Raw genomic sequence first — 19,482 nt, 5'->3', positions numbered from 1 at the left:
AAATTATGAGAAGAGCTGTTGGGGAAGGATTCGAACCTCCATAGAGTGGTTAGCCCGCTTCGGGTTTCCCATATTCTCCGCCACCGGGACAAGGAGGTGTGTCTGCCAAAAATTTCACCACCCAACATTATTTTTTTATAAAGAACAGATAAGCATTATCTCATTTGCTTATTACAAATCTAAAGCCTTAACCAATTTCTTGCAAATATTTCAATAATTTATTTGCATTTTTATTCAAATTTTAATTATCCTTGTGTATAAATATATAAATACAAATTTATGCCGCACAGAAAAGCCCAAAATTTAGAAATTGATAATTTGGACATCCAAATTTTGTCTATTTTAATGAAAAATGCTACAACACCCTATACCGAAATTGCAAAAGACCTCATTGTTTCGGGCGGAACCATCCATGTAAGGATGAAAAAGCTGGAGGAAATGGGTGTAATTAAAGGGGCCAGTTTAGAGGTAAACCCGCAAAAACTTGGGTTTGATGTAACTGCGTTTTTAGGTATTTATCTTGAAAAAGGCTCGCAATACCATGAGGCTGTTAAAAAGCTGAAAGAAATTAACGAGATAGTTGAGTTACATTACACTACCGGCGAGTGGAGCATATTCGCTAAAATTGTTTGCCACGATACCAATCACTTGCGTGAAGTGCTTAACGAAAACATTCAGGGTGTACCCGGCATACAACGTACCGAAACCTTTATCTCTCTGGAAGAATCTATAAAACGCCAGATTAGTTTAGAATAAGCAAATAGTGGCGGCTATATTATATATAAAATAAAGCGTTTCCAGGTGGTATTTCACTTGAAACGCTTTATGCTGAATTTAAGAAAAACCTATTGAAACTATTTAGTTTGGTTAAGCCTGGCAAAATTAGAGTGATTTGTGATATCTTCATTTTCTTAGCATTTCCACATGCTCAATGCCATCTTCGTCATAAAACTCTCCAGCTGCAACAAAACCAAACGACTCATAGAAGTTAAGCGCGTAAGTTTGTGCACCAATGCGGATATTGTTATGTCCAAATAGCTCCTGGCAACTTTCAATTGCTAACTGCATTACCTTTTTGCCAAAGCCGCTACCTCTAACAGCCGCTGAAGTAATTACCCGGCCAATCGACATCTCTTTATAAGATAAGCCCGGCGGGACTAATCTGCAGTATGCAGCTAATTTACCTTCTGTAAATAACAAGAGATGGTAGCACTGCTGATCTTTATTGTCCTGATCTAAAAACACGCAGTTTTGTTCTACAACAAAGACCTCGCTGCGTAAGCGGAGCAGCTCATACAGTTCGTTAACATTAAGCTCCTGAAAAGATTTAACCTTGTGTATGAAATTCATTATTGAACGACAAAACCTACAAATTTATATTTGTTGATGCCTATGTGATGCTTTACGCGTTATAGCGCAACATTTAATGAGCGCATTTAGCTGTTGAGAAATTGTAATATTTACATGAGCCCACGCTCGCGTAACTCTTTTCGGCGTTGTTTTTCTAAACGCTTCTGCTCTTTTTTAGCCTCCTTTTCACGCTTCTTGGCAGCATCAACTGAGTCGGCTATCAATTCTTTTTTAACGTCCGAACTATCCTTGTCTTTTTTACCGAAGAGCCGCTGAAAAAAACCCGGTTTCTTTTCCTGGTCTTCAACTACGGTGCCGGGCATAATCATCCCATCTGGCGCATCGTCGGGGTTTTGTTGCAGCAGGCTATCGGCCAGGGCCGTATCAATAATAGGCATTTTTGGCCTTAACGATGGTTTGAGCCTTACGTTGTAAAAGCCATAAGCACTGCTATCGGGCTGGGCCCAACCGCGTTTGGCCATCAGGTTGCCTATGAGCCTGAAATAGCCGTGCAGCCTGTACCTGAGCGAGCCGTCGGGTTCAAAGGCGTACAAACCGTTTTTAGGGTTGGGAACAATGCTGGCCAGGTAAATGCTTTCGCCCAGGCTAAGTTCAGCCGGTGATTTATCAAAATAATACCGGGATGCCTCGCCAATGCCATACACATTGCGCCCCCACTCAATAATGTTAAAGTACACTTCAAGCATACGGTCTTTGGTCATGATCTGCCCGTTTTGAATCAACCAAACAATCAGGATCTCCTCAAACTTACGGGTAAGTGTTTTTTGGCGGCTTAAAAACGCGTTTTTAACCAGCTGCATGGAAATGGTACTACCACCACGCTTAAACCGTTTTTCCTTAAAATCTTCTGCTATAGATTTGCGTAAAGATTCCTGCACAAAACCGCGATTGGTTAAAAACGAAGGATCTTCGGCCGTCATAACCGCATAGCGCAAGTTGGGTGATATATTATTGATGGTGGTAAAATAGGGGTTTGACGAACCGATGGTTCGCGGCGGCATAGGTTTGCCCCGCTCATAAGGTGTATATACAAATTCTTTATTCAGGCGGCTCAAATCGGTTTTGCCGAATTTAAGGATCCTAAAATCCTGCTTGGCCAGGCCCGATTCAAATTGCAGGTCATCGGGGTTCGACGTATCCATAAAAAAATGCATGTTGTAGCGCAGCTTGCCGGCTACTTGTATGCCATCTAATGATTCAAACAACCCTGTAGGGAAGGAGTCGAAAAAATCCTGCGCGTCCTGCCAGTCGGTATGTACTTTTAAGGTGTACATTTTAACAGGGCTCAGCTTATACTTGATGTACGGATGTATATCCAGCTTTTTTAAATGAATAACCGATGAGCTGTCTAACGATACGTATTTATCGCCTACAAATAAATTGGCATCAACCGAACCGTTGGGAATAATGACGTTGGTAGCGGATAATGCCGGATGATTAACCAGCAAATTTTTAACTGAACAGTAAGTAAATATCTGCGTTTCGTCATCGCCATGTTCTACCTTATCTAAACGGGTAGTTAAAGTATCGAAATTTAGTTTTAGTTTAAACTTTTTCTCTATCAGTGGCATCTCCACTTTTTTGCCATCGGCATAAAGTTTTACGTCAATTTCCTTGTCCGACGGATGCATTTTACCCGCAAAGTGCCAGGTAGATTCTTGGTCATTAACATCAATGGTAGAAGTTAGATCACCATCCTTAATCAGCGCATTTTTAGCTAACAGTTTTACCGTGTTGCTATCATCGGCAAAGGTAATCCTGAAGTTTTGCAGGTCAAGGTTGTCCGGGATCTTATATAATACCTCGTTTATAAGGTTATCTGCCAGTTCGTTGAGTCCCGATTTGGATCTGGTAGTAGTGGAGTCTTTCTTTTTACGAAACAGAAAGTCGAAGTTGCGTACACCATTTTTACTGGTTAAATTAAGATAGCCGTTCTTGAGCCTCACATCTGCCAGTTTAACTTCGCCTAAAATAATGGGCATCAGTTTCACACTTACCTCAAAATCATCAATACGCAATAAGCTATCGCGTTGATAGGGCACTATGCTAATGCCGCTGAATGCTACCGTACTTAGGCCTGTAAAACGCGCCTGGCCTATTTTTACATCTAAATTATACTCGCGCCTGGCTTTTGCCGTAGCTTTGACAATTACAGTTTGAAGGAGCGATTCGCGTTTGGAATACGCTATGTACCCCCCAATTAAGGTAACAAGAAGCAGTACGCCTATAATAATGGCGGCTACACGAATATATTTGGGGTTGAGGCGACGCATCTGTAAATTTTATCCAAAACTAAATCTTATCAGCTATAAAACGATTTCGAACCGTAATTATTTCTCTAACAAAAGCAATGCGCCCCTGTTTTAGTATTTTTGCGTCAATATAAAAACATGCAGTTAAATAAAGAACAAGTATTACAAGCCCTGGGCAATGTAGAAGAACCGGATCTGAAAAAGGACCTGGTTACACTGAACATGATACAGGATATACATATTGACGGTAATAAATTAAGCTTTGCGGTAGTGTTAACCACACCCGCCTGCCCGCTTAAAGGTTTAATTGAAAATGCCTGCCGCAATGCCATCAGTCATTTCATCAGCCCTGAGATAGAGGTAACCATTAATATGACCTCGCAGGTTACTACTTTAAAAAACACCGGTGTTCCCGGCGTTAAAAATATCATTGCCGTGGCATCGGGCAAGGGCGGTGTAGGTAAATCAACTGTGGCAGCCAACCTGGCGCTGGGCCTTTCGGCTTTGGGTGCAAAAGTGGGTTTAATTGATGCCGATATTTATGGTCCTTCGGTGCCAATTATGTTCGGGTTGCAGGGTGCAAGGCCAAAGGCTACGCAAGAAAACGGTAAAACCCGTATTGAGCCTGTAGAAAAATACGGTATTAAGTTGTTGAGTATAGGCTTTTTTACCGATCCTAACCAACCGGTGCCCTGGCGCGGGCCAATGGTATCAACCGCGGTAAAGCAATTGTTTAATGATGCCGACTGGGGCGATTTGGACTACCTGGTGGTGGATCTTCCACCCGGTACAGGCGATATTCATATTACCGTTACACAAAGCTTCCCTATAACCGGCGCCGTAATTGTAACTACTCCGCAAGATGTTGCCCTGGCCGATGCTAAAAAAGGTGTAAGCATGCTCATGATGGAATCTATAAATGTGCCAATTTTAGGTGTAATAGAAAACATGAGCTACTTTACCCCGGCCGAACTACCCGAAAACAAGTATTATATATTTGGACAAGGCGGCGGCTTAAAACTGGCTAACCTGATTGGGGCACCGTTTTTAGGCGAAATACCCTTAGTGAAAAGCATTAGCGAAAGTGGTGATGCGGGTACGCCGGTTGTGCTTAGCGGCGATGGTATAATGGATATAGCTTTCAAAGACATAGCAGAACGGGTTGCACAACAAATATCTATTAATAACGCCAAGGCCAGTAACAATACCGATGTGATTAATCGTTAAAAAATTAATATCTTTACATTAATAAAATTATAAACATGAGTTTAATTGATCAGGTAGAAGCAGCTCTGGATAGCATAAGACCCTATCTGGAGGCTGATGGTGGAAACGTTTCGGTGGAAGAGATTACTCCTGATAATGTAGTAAAATTAAAAATGTTAGGTTCATGCGGCTCGTGCCCAATGAGCATTATGACGCTCAAAGCTGGCATTGAACAGGCTATAATGAAATCTGTACCCGAAATTACTGCAGTGGTGGCTTTAAACTTAACCGATATTGATGATCCTAACGCCGTACTTCCCGAAAACCTGCGGTAGGTGTTAAGTAATGTTAAAAGCAAAAGTGCTTTTTTTAAAAAGTTTATTTTTGTAACATTAAACTATTTTTATAAACCGAACGTAAATAATGCTGTACTGCTTTTAGTGTTGAATGAATAAGTGTTTGCTCATAATTTTGCTAAGCCTGTTTGCAGGGATTACCGCTTTTGCCCAAAACGCGGATAAACCACTTGTGCAGTTTACCGGCATTACTTATAATGCCGATAGCACCAAGTTCATTGTGCCTTACGTTACGGTAACTAATCTCTCTAATAAAAACACGGTTTACATAGCTAATTATAAAGGCTACTTCTCATTTGTAACCCACGAGCAGGATACCCTGCGTTTTACAGCAGTAGGTTTTGCCGCGCAGGATGTAGTAATACCGGCTAACTCCAATAAAAGTTATACCGTACAGATATTGATGAAGCCGCAGGTAATTACCCTGCCGGCTTTCCACATGTTTCCATGGGCTACTACAGATGAGTTTAAGCGCGACTTTTTGACTATGAAACTGGCCGACGACGACCTGGAGAACGCCCGTAAAAATCTGAGCAAAGGCCTTACCAACGTTTCGTACACCAGCTTGCCCCGCGATGCCAACGAAATTCAATCGGCTATTGGGCAGGATATGCACAACCGCATCCTCAACTCTCACTCACTTATTCCCAATCCGTTATTAAATCCTATTGCCTGGGGCAGCCTGATCAAATCAATTGCCGACGGGGATAAGAGCCGGAATAATTAAACGTTATTAATCAACACTCATCCAAAACTCAATATCTTTAATATTGCTAATATTGAGGTTGGGTAATCCATTTCTGATATTTACCCGTCCTTTGCCTACCAACTCATTTTTATTTGCGCCTCTAAAAGGTTTTGCCGCACTGCCGGTTAATACCATAGTCATGATTTCTTTTTTATTTCCTACTGGTGAGTAAATATGCATTATTACTGTATCCTTCAGCTCCTCTTTAAAAGAAGCATATGCAGCAACATGGGCTAATCTGCCGATATATTTATGTACATCGCGAGGTTGAATGATCAGGCTATCAGTGGGTAAAATGTTCGTGAGAGATGTGGTGTCATTTACAACAATCGTCCGCGGCTTTACCGGTGCAGACCTTTGTTTGTTGGGGGTTTTTGCTCTTGTATTTTGCCCAAATAGAGAGCAGGAACAAAGACAAGACATGATGGATAGTAATACAAAAAACTTCATATATGCAAATATAAATTTTTTAGTATCATTGTTTCAAAGTATGACACTTGCTAAATGCTTATATGAATAGGTCTTTTATTAAAAATTACAGAAATAAATCAAGAACACTTACCTATTTCATTGGTGCTTTATTTGCAATACTGGTGTATAGTTGTAAGAAAGATTTCTTGAAAAACACCGACGCTGTAAACCATTATACCGAAGGCATAACAAAGTTAAAGGAAATTTACGAAAAGGAAACGCGGTTGAATACAACATCTGGATATCAAACAAATGCGGTAAACAACACTGCTGCCGATCTTATTCATGCTAAAAGCGTTAACTGGGATAGGCCGGCATTAAAACAACGTAGTGCAAGCAAGGTAACCGAGTTCGTGGTTAATGAAGATTCTATATTTTTAGCCTTGAAGCAATTTAAACCCGGAGAGCGAATTAATTACCGCAATAAAACCAGTGCGGTATTTATTGAAAAAGCCGATGGTAGCAGGTTAAACTTTTACATGAAGGTTATAGAGGAAATTCCTGATAATTATTCAATACCGGTGATTAATGAAGTTAAGTATAATCAAATTCCATATCGTTTTAACGGTATTATCTTATATTATAATTTTAATAAAACTTTTATTAACGGCTACAGAGTAAAAAATGGAAATGCAGTTGAACCCGTTTCAATTACAACTAATCTCCCGGAAGAAAATAAAAGTACACTAAACTATAAGAAACTTACTGAACCTGCCTGTACAGTGACTGCTATCTACGATTCATGGTGCGAATGGGCAGAAAGTACGGTAAACGGGCATTATAATTATAGTTTTAATGGTTGCCATCAAACTATTGTGGGTTATGAAACGCGGTGCCCAAGCTATTATATTAACCCACCACTTCCTCCTGGAGTTACAGGCGATCCTAATTATAATCCCAATCAATATGAGCCAAGCAAAGTTATTAAAGACAACGCAACAGTTAAAGCTAATCCCAAGATAGACTGCATACTATCAAAAATTGGTGAAAGTAATAATGCTTACGCCCGGTTTTTAGCTGCCTTTATTCAGGATAATGGTTACACAGTTGAATTTGTGGTAGATGAGCATGTTTTTGATTATTATGATTCGAGTAAGGAAGTCAATGCAAGTACAAATTTTAATAGTAAATCACAATATTTGACCGTCCATCTAAATGGAACATACATGAACAATTCTTCAGCTATAGATGGTGCCCGAACGATTATCCATGAGATGGCCCACATCTATATTAGTCAAAAAGTTATACAGGCTGGGTTGTCGTCGTCGTCTTTAGCACAAACGTTGCGAAGTTCAGATCCATATTTGTATGATCTTTATTCAGGTTCAATAGACCCGGCTACAGGGTTGGCAAAAAGTGCAGCCAATAACCCAGTGCAGCACGAGTATATGGCTACCATGTTAAGCTATGATATTGCTTTAGGAATAAAAGATTTTGTACGGGATAGCACACCCGATAATCTATCACATTATTTACTAAACGTTACTATGGATGATTACTTGGCTATGGCTTTTTTTACAATGGAAGGTACACAGGGTTATAATCTGTACTTGGCTTCCACTCTACAAACTCCGGCTGATGTAGCGACTAAAGTACAAAATTTAAGAATGTACGCTCCAGGCAACTGCCCATAAAAAGCACGATATCAAAATCAATACTGCTGTAGCTTATATTGGATAAATATTGATGATTATTACTAACTGATCAACCTGTAAATATCCTTTAAATTTCTGCCCAGCTCTTTATAGTCCAACCCATAGCCTACTACAAATTCATTCTCAATTTCAAAACCTATATAGCGCAGTTCTTCAATTGATAGCTCAAGCTTACCGGGTTTAAGCAGTAACGAACATACTTTAATAGAGGCCGGGGTATGTAATTTTAATTTTTCTATCAGGTAGCTCAGCGTGTTACCGGTATCTACAATATCTTCCAAAATAACTACATGGCGGCCGTTTATATCTACGCTCAGGTCTATATCCTCGCGTATTTTAAGTGTGCTGGTGGTACCGCCGTAATAGCTGGCCAACTTAGTAAAAGTTACTTCGCAGGGTATGTTGATCTGCTTTACCAGGTCGGCCACAAATAAAAAGCAGCCGCTGAGTACGCCAATAAAAATAGGAGTTTTACCGGCATAATCATTATTTAACTGCTCGCCCAGCAAAGTAATTCTTTTGGCAATAGCTTTTTCTTCAATTAGCGGTTCAAAAGTAAGATCGGCGATTTTCATGATAAATGGGTTATTTAAGGTTGCAAAATGATAATGCGTATTTCAGCTCCCGGCCGGCCGTTACCATTTTTTTATGTACAATTATACATAATAGCGGGGTAATAGTAACACTATAACGATATAAAATTAGCTTATATTTGCATGTTGATGATAGATTACCAGGTTCATACGCTTGCCAATGGCATACGACTGTTGTATAAGCACGCGGCTACAAACATTACCCACACTTGCTTTATAGTTAACGCCGGCGCACGCGACGAGCCGCAGCATAAAGACGGGCTGGCCCATTTTATTGAACACCTGCTTTTTAAACAAACCAAACGCCGCAGTACCAACCAGATTTTAAACCGGCTGGAACTGGTAGGTGCCGACCTGAATGCTTATACCACTAAAGAATATACCTGCATCCACGCCTCGTTACTTAAACAGCATCTGGAGCGCACACTCGATCTTTTTGAAGATATTATTTTTCATTCTACCTTCCCCGAGGAAGAACTGGTGAAAGAGCGAAGTGTGATCCTGGACGAGATAGCCTCCTACCAGGACCAGCCCGAAGAAGCTATACAGGATGACTTTGAAGGCATCTTGTTTAAAAACCATGCGTTGGGCAACAATATTTTGGGTAGCGAAGAATCGGTTAACCAATTGAACCGTACCGATATTGAAGCGTTCATTACCGATACCTACAACACCCACCAAATGGTGTTTGCCGTTATTGGCGATTATGATTTTAATAAGCTAATTAAGCTTGCCGAAAAGTGCCTGGGGCACCTACCCGAAAACCATAAGCCTAAAAACCGAAAAAAACCAGGCAGCCCTCCAGGTGGCTTTTTTACCGTTGAAAAGCCCATTTCGCAAACACATGGAGTAATTGGCGCACTGGCATATGATTCATCGCACCATTATAAAAGCGGGTTACTACTGGTGAACAATTTGCTGGGCGGTATGGGTATGAGCAGTCGCTTAAATTTAGAGATCAGGGAAAAGCATGGCATCGCATACACCATCGAATCGAACTATACACCGCTTACAGATACCGGCATGTTTTCTGTTTACTTTGGTACAGATGCCGAAAAAGCGGCCAAGGCTATACGCCTGATCCATAAAGAACTTAAAAAATTACGCGATAATAAATTAGGAACCCTACAATTGCACCAGGCTAAGCAAAAGTTTGTAGGCCAAATAGCCCTGGCCGAAGAAAATCGCCTGAGCCTCATTATCTCCATGGCCAAAAGTCTGATAGATTTTAACAGCATTGATACCCTGCAACAATTGTTTGACCGCATAGAAGCAACCACAGCCGAACAGGTGCTGGAGATAAGCAACGAGATATTTGATGCAAGCCGTTTGGTAACACTGCTGTTTGAGCCAAAGGGAGATTAAGTATGGCTTTCTATAAAATTGAAGCGACACTAAAAACAGGAGATGAAAGGCTTGTCAGTAAGGATCAAAACTTAGCGTTTTCGTTACTTGATTTTTTGCGATGGAGTGTTTCAGATATTTTGAGCAATGCAACAAGAGGACGTTTTGCTGAATTTATTGTAGCTACTGCTGTTAAATTAGATATACAACAAGTAAGAGATGAATGGGGTGCTTATGATTTAGAAACCCCCGATGGGACTAAAATCGAAGTTAAGTCGGCAGCATATATTCAAACATGGTTTCAAAGGTCTCTTTCAAAAATTTCTTTTAGTATAAAAGCTGCGTTATATTGGGATAGCCTGACTAACCTGCAATCTAAAATTGCTAAACGTAGCGCAGATGTATATGTTTTTTGCTTACTACATCATGATAACAAGCAAACATGTGATCCTTTAAATTTAGATCATTGGGAATTTTATGTGCTGGCTACTCAGGAACTAAATCTATATACCAGAAGTCAACATTCAATAACTTTAAAATCTTTAAAGAAACTTACTATAGCCGTTAATTACGAAGAGTTAAACAACGAAATAATTAAGAAAAGTAGGTATAATGACTTGGATGATAATTGTGGAAACGGCGTTAATTATTATTCAAATACAATATGATCGGCGTATTAAATATTCTTAATCATAAAGTTTATGCGATCCCTGAATTGTGATCAAGTTTGACGCAGCTATAAACCAGCTTACATTATTACAAGGCGGGCGAACATTTGTATTTACCAAAGAAAAGTAAGCTGATAAACAGTTGTTTACCCCAGGAAATGACAATCAGTTAATCATTTATCAAACCCGTTAATTTTCTATCAGCGCATAATTGCGTAATTTTGCAGCATGAAACTGCCTATTGTAGCTTATGGCGATCCGGTTTTGAGAAAAAAAGCCACTGATTTTGCACCCGATGAGATAGCCGGCCTTAAACAACTGGTTGCCGATATGTTTGAAACCATGTACAACGCTCGTGGTGTTGGATTGGCCGCCCCCCAGGTAGGTTTATCAAAAAGATTATTTGTGATAGATGCCACCCCGTTCGACGACGAGGAACCTGAACTGAAGAATTTTAAAAAAGCATTTATTAACCCACAAATACTACAAGAAACAGGCGAAGAATGGTCTTTTAACGAGGGATGCCTGAGCATACCCGATATACGCGAAGATGTGTACCGCCAGCCCGTGGTGCGTTTATCATACTATAATGAAGATATGGTGCAGCACGAAGAAACTTTTAAAGGGATGGGTGCCCGTATTATTCAGCACGAATATGACCATATAGAAGGCAAATTATTTACCGATAAACTAAGTCCCCTGCGTAAACGCCTGCTTGAAAAAAGGTTGAACGATATATCGCGTGGTATGGTGAAGGTTGAATATAAAATGAAATTTCCGGCGGCAAAAAAAGGCCGGTAAGTGTTGGAAGTTCTGAAGAAACACGCTGTTATTGCGAGCAATAGTTCTATTAACAATATACATTGTCCGTATGAAGAGCCTGGGTGATCACCTGCTAAAAATATTTGATGGGCGGGATGCAACACCAAACTTCTTGAATTTACGCCATATAATTGGCTTGAATTATATGGCGAAGTAGGGTCAGACCTGAGCATGTGGCCAAATGAAAGGCATTACATCAGCTGGCTGGCTTTATCACCGTGACAAAACAGTTCGGGCAAGAAGAACAAAAAGGATCTGAGTTGGTTGAACGAGGCGTGGAGGCTTATCAAAACAGCCTTATTCAACAGAAAAAGCATTTAGAGAAAATGGCTCTTGAGCTGAATGTGGCACTTGTACCTGTGTAGCTTTTGTACTTGCGCCTTGAGATGCCACCGAAATAAAAAACCAAGACGGACAGGACAAAAATAACAACGGCAGTGGATAGAAAACCCACTTCCCTACATCTCCCTAAAACTAAAATTATAAGCTGCCCTAAAACCTATTACCGGCGTGCTATTATAAATATACCGTGCAAAGTTGCCATGTACCGATACTTCAAAGTTGCGCTTAGGTTTGTTAAAAACACGATACCCGGCACTGGCCGTAGTACCCAAGCCGGTACGAATATCACTGCCCACCCAAAAGAACGGACCGGCGGTAATAAATACCCTGTTGGCCACATAGTACTTAGCCGAAAGCCGCGCGCTTACATAATCGTTCACTTCATGAATGCCAAGGGAAGGCTCAACTGCCAGTTTATTGAAAATACGTACATTACCAACCAGGGCAATGCTGGCATTTAAGGTATGATCGTACTGGTTTAAGGTTTGGTTAGCGCCCAGTGCAAAGCCTAAAGAACTACGAGCCTGTCCAAATACAATATTCGGGCATAACAAGCTGCCGAACAAGCAAAGCATCAATATCCTGATCATCTATAATCCGTTTTTTGTTTGACTGTTAAAATATTAAAATGTTGCAGGCTAAAACAAAAAAAGAGGCTCAACGCCTCTTTGAAAATCTATCAAATAGATGTTTTACAAAATCCTTAACATATCTATTTGAAATATAAGAACTTTATTAGCGGGTATAGTCCCTCTTCCTCCAGGACCATAGGCCAAAGCCGATGGAACCATTAACAGTATCCGGCCATCTTTGTTAATCTTGGTCAGCCCTATTTTAAAGCCTTGTATAATATCGCCATTAACTGCAGTGGTAAAGTTACCTGAATCAAACTGGGTACCATCGGTGAACGTACCCTTATAATTTACATTTACAGTGGAAGTGGCGGTAGGGTAAGCGCCAGTACCCGGTGTCTGAACCTGGTAATACAGGCCCGACGGATCCTTAACCACATTTAGCAAACGGTTGGCATCTATATAAGCTTTGATCTGCGCTTCATCGACAATAGCTTGCTCGGCAGCGTAATTATCTGATGAATCCTTTTTGCAGGCCGAAACCAACAACACAAATAGCGTACACAACAGGAGTAAATTTTTCTTCATGGCATTATAACGCTTAAACGGTGGTTTTAATATTGAGCTCTTTCATTTGTGCATCGGCAATGGTGGATGGTGAATCAATCATTACATCGCGGCCCGAATTGTTTTTAGGAAATGCTATCACATCGCGGATAGAATCCAAACCAGCGAAAATAGAACACAACCTATCGAAACCTAAGGCGATACCACCATGCGGAGGGGCGCCAAACTCAAAGGCATCCATTAAAAAGCCAAATTGCTTTTGCGCTTCTTCCGGGCTAAAGCCTAAGTGCTTGAACATTAAAGCCTGCAACTTACGGTCGTGGATACGGATGGAACCGCCGCCTACTTCAATACCGTTGATCACCATATCGTAAGCATTGGCACGTACGCTTCCCGGCTCAGTATCCAGTTTGTCAATATCTTCGGGTTTAGGCGATGTGAACGGATGGTGCATGGCATGCCAGCGGCCGTTTTCTTCATCAAACTCCAATAATGGAAAATCAACCACCCAAAGCGGTGCAAAACTATCTTTACTACGCAGGCCAAGGCGGGTTCCCATTTCCAGGCGCAGTTCGTTCATTTGCTTGCGAACCTTATCGGTTTGTCCGGCCAGGATCAATATCAGGTCGCCCGGCTTGGTATCAAACGTGGCCGACCATTTTTGCAGTTCTTCTTCGTTATAAAATTTATCAACCGATGATTTTAAGGTACCATCATCGTTATGACGCATGTAAATTAATCCGGTAGCGCCAATTTGCGGACGCTTTAACCATTCAGTCAGTTCATCCAACTGTTTACGGGTGTAACCTGCACTGCCTTTGGCGTTAATACCTATTACCAGTTCGGCATTGTCGAACACGCCGAAGTTTTTTCCTTTAACCAGGTCATTCAGTTCTATAAACTCCATCCCAAAACGGATGTCGGGTTTATCGGAACCGTACAGGCGCATGGCATCGGCGTAATCCATACGGGGGAAATCACCTAATTCAATACCTTTAACGGTGTTGAACAGGTGACGGGCCATACCTTCAAATATATTAAGAATATCTTCCTGCTCAATAAACGACATTTCGCAATCGATCTGGGTAAACTCTGGCTGACGATCGGCACGTAAGTCCTCGTCCCTAAAGCATTTCACAATCTGGAAATAACGGTCGAAACCGCTCACCATCAGCAGTTGCTTAAAGGTTTGCGGCGATTGCGGCAAAGCATAAAACTCACCCGGGTTCATGCGGCTTGGCACCACAAAATCGCGCGCGCCTTCGGGGGTCGATTTGATCAATACCGGGGTTTCCACCTCGATGAAATTTTGAGCATCTAAATATTTACGAATTTCCTGGGCTATTTTAGAGCGCATTACCAGGTTATTGCGGATAGGATTACGACGCAAATCCAAGTAACGGTATTTGGCACGCAGTTCCTCACCACCGTCGGTTTCGTCTTCTATCATAAAAGGAGGTATTTTGGCCTCGTTCAATACTTCTAAAGCCTCCACAGCAATTTCAACTTCACCGGTAGGGATCCTGGTGTTCTTGTTTGAACGCTCCAAAACCTTACCCACCACTTTAATCACAAACTCGCGGCCCAAAGCACGACCGGTTTCGCGTAGGGTGGCATCGCTGTCGGTATTTAAAACCAGTTGGGTTAAGCCGTAACGGTCGCGCACGTCAATAAACGTGGTTCCGCCTAAATCGCGCGATTTTTGCACCCAACCACATAAGGTTACGGTTTGGCCTAAATGGCTGATATTTAATTCGCCACAAGTATGGGTTCTAAGCATAATACCTATTTATAAAGTTTGCAAAAATAGTTTTTTGATTTCGGAAACGGATATTCCATTTCGGTTTTTATTATCCCCGGCCCTCGCCGGTAGGGAGAACAGATTTAAAAGTCACTTGACCCAGTGGAGGATACATAAGCAGCTATCCATGATAGGTTAGAACATCAATACCTCTATATGCATACAGTTGGGTAAATCATTTCATAACAAAAATATCACATGGCATTATCATAACATTGCTGATATTTGACCTTCTTAAAAAATGCTGGAATGAAGATTAAACATTTGCTGCTGGCCGCTTTGGCTTTTTCACCCCTATTAAGTAACGCACAAAAAGCCAGGTCTGCTACAACGGCAACCGGCGTAGCCCGTCCTAAACTCATAGTAGGTATAGTGGTTGATCAAATGCGCTGGGATTACCTGTACCGTTACAACGACCGCTACCAAACCGGCGGCTTTAAGCGTATGCTTAGTGAGGGTTTTAGCTGCGAAAACACCCATATTGATTATCTGCCTACCGAAACCGGCCCCGGCCATAGCTGTATTTACACCGGCTCGGTGCCATCTATACATGGTATAGCGGCCAATAATTTTTATATCCAGTCTACCGGCTACAATATGTATTGCGTGGAAGATACAACCGTACAAAGCGTGGGCACAACCTCCAGAGCCGGCTTAATGTCGCCGCGTAACTTACAGGCCAGTACCATTACCGATGAATTAAAGCTGGCTACCAATTTCCGTTCGAAAGTGATTGGTATTGCCCTTAAAGACCGTGGCAGTATATTGCCTGCGGGCCACACCCCCGATGGCGCTTACTGGTTCGATGACGTGAGCGGCAATTGGATCACCAGTACATATTACACCAAGAGCTTGCCAGCCTGGGTACAAAAATTTAATGCTCTTAAATTACCGGGTACTTATTTAGCCAAGCCGTGGACAACACTATATCCATTAGAAAGCTATAAACAAAGTACTGCCGACAATAGTCCTTATGAAGGCCTGTTCCGGGGTGAGAAAGCGCCGATTTTTCCGCATGACATGGCCGCTATTAAAGGCGATGGATTTGTGTCGTTGCGGGTTACCCCATCGGGCAACACTTTAACGCTGGATTTTGCGAAGGCCGCAGTAGATGCCGAGCAATTGGGCAAAGGTACTCAAACCGATTTTTTAGCCGTAAGCCTATCCTCAACAGATTATGTGGGTCATCAGTTTGGCCCTAACTCTATAGAGGCCGAAGATGTGTACCTGCGTTTAGACCAGGACCTGGCTTCTTTTTTTACTTATTTAGATGCTAAAGTGGGCAAAGGCAATTATACTGTTTTTTTATCTGCCGATCACGGGGCTGCGCATAATCCCGCTTTCCTGAAAGATCATAACATACCTGCCGGCTTATTTGATAGCGGCGCGGCTACAACTGCATTAAACACCATGCTGCAAGATCAGTATAAGGTAAAACGTGCCATACTCAGTATTGATAACTACGAATTGAACTTTAATAATATTGCTTTAGCCAACGCGAGTGCTGATATAGAAAAAATAAAACAGGATTGCATTAATTACCTGCGTAAGCAAGAGGGTGTTTTATACGCGGTTGATATGCAAAAAGCGCAGGAAGCTTCCGTTCCGGCCGATATTCGTGAACGCATTATTAACAGTTACAATACCGAACGTAGTGGGGCTATTCAGTTAATCATGAAACCCGGTTACTATGCAGGCCGCGGTAAAACAGGCACCTCGCATGGCGTAAATTCACCATACGATACGCATATCCCGTTGTTATTTATGGGCTGGGGCATTAAGCACGGCAGCCTTAACCGCGATACCCACATGACCGACATTTCGGCCACGCTGGCCGCTTTGCTGCATATTCAAATGCCAAGCGGTTGTATAGGGAAGGTAATACCGGAGATGATGAAGTAGTTGCGGCCTACAAAATAATCTCAATGCCATAGGTTTAAATCACAAAAAAGTCCGGCTCTGTTTTCAGTAGCCGGACTTTTTAATTGATGAATTTTGTTTAAGAAAGCAACGATGGCTTATTGCGCCATAAAGCTGTTGCTGAAGCGAGAACCATCGGCACTGTAACCTTCAATTACCATTTGTCCGTTTTTAAGGTTGGTAATAGCTTTATCAATATCGGCAGTACTGTTAATTGCTTGTTTATTAATGCTGGTGATGATAGATCCTTCGGGTATATCGTAGTTTTCAAAGAAACCACCACGACGAACCTGGGTTACCACCACACCTGAGTTTAAGCGGAATTTACTTTTTTGAGCAGGGGTTAACGGCTGGAAGCTGGCACCCAACTTATTGTACAACTCCTCGGCCGATTTTGATACCGCTGCTGCTGCAAGTTTATTTTCTGTTGGTTCGCCTTTTAAAGTGATGGTAAAGTTCTTTTCAGCTCCGGCACGTAACACGGTTAAGCGTACTTTATCACCAGGTTGTAAACGACCTACGCGTTCTTGCAAGTCCGAAGATTCGTAGATCTTCACACCTTCTACTTTGGTAATTACATCACCTTTTTGTAAACCTGCAGCTTCGGCACCACCACCATCTACCAGTTCGCTCACATATAAACCATTGGTGGTGTTAATTTTTAGTTCAGATGCTACATCGGGGTTCAGTTCGGTAAAGCTTACGCCAATATAACCACGTTTAACCGATCCAAATTTTTCCAGGTCGTTCAATACCTTTTTAGCCAGGTTAACCGGTACGGCAAAACCATAACCTTCGTACGAACCGGTGTGCGATGCAATGGCCGAGTTAATACCTATGAGTTCACCTTTCGTGTTTACCAATGCTCCACCGCTGTTACCGGGGTTAATGGCGGCATCGGTTTGTATGAACGACTCAATAGCCTTGTTTAAGCGGGGGGCTTGTTGCTGCTGCTGATAACGGCTACGGCCAAACGGGTTTTGTTGCTCTTCGTCATCTCTGCCTAAAATACCAATGTTACGGCCTTTGGCGCTTACAATACCTGCGGTAACAGTAGAGTTTAAGTTAAAAGGGTTACCTACGGCTAAAACCCACTCACCCACACGCACATCATCCGAGTTACCTAATTTTACAATAGGCAGGTTGGTGGCGCTAACTTTGATTAAGGCAAGGTCGGTATTAGGGTCGGTACCTATAACTTTAGCTTGCAGGGTACGGTGATCGTTAGTGGTCACTTCCACTTTGCTGGCGTTGGCCACCACGTGGTTGTTAGTTACAATATAACCATCGGTGCTGATAATTACACCCGAACCCGATGCACGTTGCGGCTGGCGTTGCTGTGGTTGCGCACGCTGACCAAACATATCGCCAAACATTTCTTCAATAGGGTCGCGGCCGCTGCCACCACCGCCCTGCTGGGCCGAGTAAGTAGTACGGATATAAACCACAGCCGGTGTAACCGCTGCCGCAGCTTGGGTAAAATCAACATCACCTGCCGATGATACAATGTTTGATGACGTTTTATTGCTGGCAAAATATACTTTCTGACGATCCTCGAAAGTCATCCCATCGGCCGGATCTTTCTCCAATACTTTATAAGTACCGAGCGCCATTGCCCCGCCAGCAAAGGCAGTTAGCAAGGTTAAACCAATTTTTCTCATATTTTTATTTTATCTTTTTATTAAGGTTACTTTTACTTTTCAAATTTAATACCATTAAGACGATAGGAACAATAATAAGTTATTGACATTTTTGTTAAAAAATGTTAAAATACCGAATGGTATAGCTGCTATGTTGTTACAACGTGTTAGGCTTAGTTAATCAGAACGTAAAATGAAGCTTATTTTTTATAAATATCAAGGTGCTGGTAACGATTTTATTTTGGTCGATAATCGCACCGAGCAAATAAACCACCACAATCCTCAGTTAATCAGTCAGTTATGCGACCGTAGGTTTGGCATTGGCGGCGATGGGATGATGTTTTTACAAAATGCTGAAGGCTACGATTTTGAAATGGTTTATTATAACGCCGATGGCCAGCCCAGCAGTATGTGCGGTAACGGCGGCCGGTGCATTGTAGCCTTTGCCAAATACATGGGCGTAATTGACAGTGAGACCAACTTTTTGGCAGTCGACGGCCCGCATTATGCCAAAATTTCAGCAAGCGGCAATTGGGTAAGCCTGCAAATGATAAATGTAGACACCGTAAACCGCGATGCCGATGCGTATGTGATTAACACCGGGTCGCCGCATTATGTACAATTAACCAGTGGCTTGAAGCATAAAAACGTGTATGCCGAAGGTTACGCCATCCGCAATAATCCTACTTACTTGGCCAAAGGCATCAATGTAAACTTTGTAGAACCCTTAGATAACGGCTACTTTGTACGCACCTTTGAACGCGGCGTGGAGGACGAAACTTTTGCCTGCGGTACCGGAGTAACCGCCGTAGCCCTGGCCATGGCCCAGGAAAACAAGCAAACCGGTCATATTAGTACCCCCGTAAAAGTGTTGGGCGGTAAGCTCAACATTAACTTTAATTACGATGGGGTAAAATTTACTGACATTTTTTTAGAAGGGCCGGCAGAGAAAGTGTTTGAGGGGGAGATAGAGGTGGAGATTGATGCTGATTATACAGCGGAAACGCAAACGGTGTAACAGGATGCCTACTTGTATCTTCAAAAAATTTCTCGTTCTCTTTCGAAATAACAGTTTTTTTAAATTTAACCGGAATCTAAACTGTAATTACACACCACTTGCGCTCATCCATAATGAGTACTTACCGTAGTTTGCT

At 42.0% G+C, this 19,482-nt stretch carries 19 protein-coding genes and 1 tRNA gene; 11 read left to right on the top strand and 9 right to left on the bottom strand.

Annotated features, from left to right (window positions below; all coding sequences use genetic code 11):
* Window positions 1-15: 15 nt before the first annotated feature.
* Window positions 16-127, bottom strand: a tRNA-Asp gene (locus ACFQ3S_RS08370).
* A 152-nt stretch (window positions 128-279) separates the two neighbouring features.
* On the opposite strand from ACFQ3S_RS08370, the gene ACFQ3S_RS08365 reads away from it, so the two are divergent.
* The gene (locus ACFQ3S_RS08365; RefSeq protein WP_377163239.1) at window positions 280-756 is read left to right on the top strand and encodes an Lrp/AsnC ligand binding domain-containing protein; all 477 of its coding nucleotides are present in this window, start codon (window positions 280-282) and stop codon (window positions 754-756) included.
* Between the two features lie 147 nt (window positions 757-903).
* On the opposite strand, the gene ACFQ3S_RS08360 is transcribed toward ACFQ3S_RS08365, so the two are convergent.
* Both ACFQ3S_RS08360 and ACFQ3S_RS08355 read right to left on the bottom strand, forming a co-directional pair.
* Window positions 904-1,350, bottom strand: a complete 447-nt coding sequence (locus tag ACFQ3S_RS08360; RefSeq protein ID WP_377163237.1) for a GNAT family N-acetyltransferase — start codon at window positions 1,348-1,350, stop codon at window positions 904-906.
* Window positions 1,351-1,460: 110 nt separating this feature from the next.
* Entirely contained in the window at window positions 1,461-3,644 is a 2,184-nt protein-coding gene (locus tag ACFQ3S_RS08355) for a transglycosylase domain-containing protein (RefSeq protein ID WP_377163235.1), read from the bottom strand.
* 117 nt (window positions 3,645-3,761) lie between these two features.
* Between ACFQ3S_RS08355 and ACFQ3S_RS08350 the strand changes: the two genes are divergently transcribed.
* From ACFQ3S_RS08350 to ACFQ3S_RS08340, 3 genes are all read left to right on the top strand, one after another.
* Complete coding sequence (locus ACFQ3S_RS08350) at window positions 3,762-4,850, top strand: Mrp/NBP35 family ATP-binding protein (RefSeq protein WP_377163233.1); 1,089 nt, start codon at window positions 3,762-3,764, stop codon at window positions 4,848-4,850.
* Window positions 4,851-4,885: 35 nt separating this feature from the next.
* Complete coding sequence (locus tag ACFQ3S_RS08345) at window positions 4,886-5,164, top strand: NifU family protein (RefSeq protein WP_377163231.1); 279 nt, start codon at window positions 4,886-4,888, stop codon at window positions 5,162-5,164.
* A gap of 112 nt (window positions 5,165-5,276) precedes the next feature.
* Window positions 5,277-5,912, top strand: coding sequence for a hypothetical protein (locus ACFQ3S_RS08340; RefSeq protein ID WP_377163229.1), 636 nt, complete (start codon window positions 5,277-5,279; stop codon window positions 5,910-5,912).
* 6 nt (window positions 5,913-5,918) lie between these two features.
* Here ACFQ3S_RS08340 and ACFQ3S_RS08335 read toward each other — a convergent pair whose 3' ends face one another.
* Window positions 5,919-6,383: a hypothetical protein gene (locus ACFQ3S_RS08335; protein ID WP_377163227.1), complete on the bottom strand. Its 465-nt coding sequence runs from the start codon at window positions 6,381-6,383 to the stop codon at window positions 5,919-5,921.
* 62 nt (window positions 6,384-6,445) lie between these two features.
* Between ACFQ3S_RS08335 and ACFQ3S_RS08330 the strand changes: the two genes are divergently transcribed.
* Entirely contained in the window at window positions 6,446-8,038 is a 1,593-nt protein-coding gene (locus ACFQ3S_RS08330; RefSeq protein ID WP_377163225.1) for a hypothetical protein, read from the top strand.
* 62 nt (window positions 8,039-8,100) lie between these two features.
* Here the strand turns inward: ACFQ3S_RS08330 and hpt are convergent, their stop codons facing one another.
* The gene (hpt, locus tag ACFQ3S_RS08325; protein ID WP_377163223.1) at window positions 8,101-8,634 is read right to left on the bottom strand and encodes a hypoxanthine phosphoribosyltransferase; all 534 of its coding nucleotides are present in this window, start codon (window positions 8,632-8,634) and stop codon (window positions 8,101-8,103) included.
* 150 nt (window positions 8,635-8,784) lie between these two features.
* On the opposite strand from hpt, the gene ACFQ3S_RS08320 reads away from it, so the two are divergent.
* The 4 genes from ACFQ3S_RS08320 (at window position 8,785) to ACFQ3S_RS08305 (ending at window position 11,851) form a co-directional block, all read left to right on the top strand.
* Window positions 8,785-10,017 carry a M16 family metallopeptidase gene (locus tag ACFQ3S_RS08320; protein ID WP_377163315.1) on the top strand — a complete coding sequence of 411 codons (1,233 nt, stop codon included), beginning with the start codon at window positions 8,785-8,787 and terminating at the stop codon, window positions 10,015-10,017.
* Window positions 10,018-10,019: 2 nt separating this feature from the next.
* Window positions 10,020-10,664 (top strand): hypothetical protein, encoded by a 645-nt coding sequence (locus ACFQ3S_RS08315; RefSeq protein ID WP_377163221.1) that lies wholly within the window; start codon window positions 10,020-10,022, stop codon window positions 10,662-10,664.
* A 228-nt stretch (window positions 10,665-10,892) separates the two neighbouring features.
* The gene (gene def / locus ACFQ3S_RS08310; protein ID WP_377163219.1) at window positions 10,893-11,465 is read left to right on the top strand and encodes a peptide deformylase; all 573 of its coding nucleotides are present in this window, start codon (window positions 10,893-10,895) and stop codon (window positions 11,463-11,465) included.
* A gap of 239 nt (window positions 11,466-11,704) precedes the next feature.
* Window positions 11,705-11,851: a hypothetical protein gene (locus tag ACFQ3S_RS08305; RefSeq protein ID WP_377163217.1), complete on the top strand. Its 147-nt coding sequence runs from the start codon at window positions 11,705-11,707 to the stop codon at window positions 11,849-11,851.
* A 93-nt stretch (window positions 11,852-11,944) separates the two neighbouring features.
* Here the strand turns inward: ACFQ3S_RS08305 and ACFQ3S_RS08300 are convergent, their stop codons facing one another.
* The 3 genes from ACFQ3S_RS08300 to aspS all read right to left on the bottom strand — a co-directional run bounded on the left by ACFQ3S_RS08300 (window position 11,945) and on the right by aspS (window position 14,747).
* The gene (locus tag ACFQ3S_RS08300) at window positions 11,945-12,418 is read right to left on the bottom strand and encodes a hypothetical protein (RefSeq protein WP_377163215.1); all 474 of its coding nucleotides are present in this window, start codon (window positions 12,416-12,418) and stop codon (window positions 11,945-11,947) included.
* A 102-nt stretch (window positions 12,419-12,520) separates the two neighbouring features.
* Window positions 12,521-12,988 (bottom strand): FKBP-type peptidyl-prolyl cis-trans isomerase, encoded by a 468-nt coding sequence (locus ACFQ3S_RS08295; protein WP_377163213.1) that lies wholly within the window; start codon window positions 12,986-12,988, stop codon window positions 12,521-12,523.
* Between the two features lie 13 nt (window positions 12,989-13,001).
* Complete coding sequence (gene aspS / locus ACFQ3S_RS08290) at window positions 13,002-14,747, bottom strand: aspartate--tRNA ligase (RefSeq protein WP_377163211.1); 1,746 nt, start codon at window positions 14,745-14,747, stop codon at window positions 13,002-13,004.
* A gap of 270 nt (window positions 14,748-15,017) precedes the next feature.
* Between aspS and pafA the strand changes: the two genes are divergently transcribed.
* Entirely contained in the window at window positions 15,018-16,670 is a 1,653-nt protein-coding gene (gene pafA / locus ACFQ3S_RS08285) for an alkaline phosphatase PafA (RefSeq protein ID WP_377163209.1), read from the top strand.
* 116 nt (window positions 16,671-16,786) lie between these two features.
* On the opposite strand, the gene ACFQ3S_RS08280 is transcribed toward pafA, so the two are convergent.
* Complete coding sequence (locus ACFQ3S_RS08280) at window positions 16,787-18,349, bottom strand: Do family serine endopeptidase (protein WP_377163207.1); 1,563 nt, start codon at window positions 18,347-18,349, stop codon at window positions 16,787-16,789.
* A gap of 172 nt (window positions 18,350-18,521) precedes the next feature.
* On the opposite strand from ACFQ3S_RS08280, the gene dapF reads away from it, so the two are divergent.
* Window positions 18,522-19,346, top strand: coding sequence for a diaminopimelate epimerase (dapF, locus tag ACFQ3S_RS08275; protein ID WP_377163205.1), 825 nt, complete (start codon window positions 18,522-18,524; stop codon window positions 19,344-19,346).
* Window positions 19,347-19,482: the final 136 nt, after the last annotated feature.

This window comes from Mucilaginibacter terrae, assembly GCF_042679325.1.
GTDB classification, from domain to species: Bacteria; Bacteroidota; Bacteroidia; order Sphingobacteriales; family Sphingobacteriaceae; genus Mucilaginibacter; species Mucilaginibacter terrae.
Note: the sequence above shows the minus strand (reverse complement) of the source record. Positions and strands in the feature narration are given on the sequence as shown.

Excerpts from the sequence above, each read along its gene's own strand:
- def (WP_377163219.1), top strand. The coding sequence starts at position 10,893 with ATGAAACTGCCTATTGTAGCTTATGGCGATCCGGTTTTGAGAAAAAAA.
- dapF (WP_377163205.1), top strand. The coding sequence starts at position 18,522 with ATGAAGCTTATTTTTTATAAATATCAAGGTGCTGGTAACGATTTTATT.
- hpt (WP_377163223.1), bottom strand. The coding sequence starts at position 8,634 with ATGAAAATCGCCGATCTTACTTTTGAACCGCTAATTGAAGAAAAAGCT.
- ACFQ3S_RS08365 (WP_377163239.1), top strand. The coding sequence starts at position 280 with ATGCCGCACAGAAAAGCCCAAAATTTAGAAATTGATAATTTGGACATC.
- ACFQ3S_RS08350 (WP_377163233.1), top strand. The coding sequence starts at position 3,762 with ATGCAGTTAAATAAAGAACAAGTATTACAAGCCCTGGGCAATGTAGAA.
- ACFQ3S_RS08300 (WP_377163215.1), bottom strand. The coding sequence starts at position 12,418 with ATGATCAGGATATTGATGCTTTGCTTGTTCGGCAGCTTGTTATGCCCG.
- ACFQ3S_RS08335 (WP_377163227.1), bottom strand. The coding sequence starts at position 6,383 with ATGAAGTTTTTTGTATTACTATCCATCATGTCTTGTCTTTGTTCCTGC.
- ACFQ3S_RS08355 (WP_377163235.1), bottom strand. The coding sequence starts at position 3,644 with ATGCGTCGCCTCAACCCCAAATATATTCGTGTAGCCGCCATTATTATA.
- ACFQ3S_RS08280 (WP_377163207.1), bottom strand. The coding sequence starts at position 18,349 with ATGAGAAAAATTGGTTTAACCTTGCTAACTGCCTTTGCTGGCGGGGCA.
- ACFQ3S_RS08315 (WP_377163221.1), top strand. The coding sequence starts at position 10,020 with ATGGCTTTCTATAAAATTGAAGCGACACTAAAAACAGGAGATGAAAGG.
- ACFQ3S_RS08345 (WP_377163231.1), top strand. The coding sequence starts at position 4,886 with ATGAGTTTAATTGATCAGGTAGAAGCAGCTCTGGATAGCATAAGACCC.
- ACFQ3S_RS08330 (WP_377163225.1), top strand. The coding sequence starts at position 6,446 with ATGAATAGGTCTTTTATTAAAAATTACAGAAATAAATCAAGAACACTT.
- aspS (WP_377163211.1), bottom strand. The coding sequence starts at position 14,747 with ATGCTTAGAACCCATACTTGTGGCGAATTAAATATCAGCCATTTAGGC.
- ACFQ3S_RS08360 (WP_377163237.1), bottom strand. The coding sequence starts at position 1,350 with ATGAATTTCATACACAAGGTTAAATCTTTTCAGGAGCTTAATGTTAAC.
- pafA (WP_377163209.1), top strand. The coding sequence starts at position 15,018 with ATGAAGATTAAACATTTGCTGCTGGCCGCTTTGGCTTTTTCACCCCTA.
- ACFQ3S_RS08295 (WP_377163213.1), bottom strand. The coding sequence starts at position 12,988 with ATGAAGAAAAATTTACTCCTGTTGTGTACGCTATTTGTGTTGTTGGTT.
- ACFQ3S_RS08340 (WP_377163229.1), top strand. The coding sequence starts at position 5,277 with ATGAATAAGTGTTTGCTCATAATTTTGCTAAGCCTGTTTGCAGGGATT.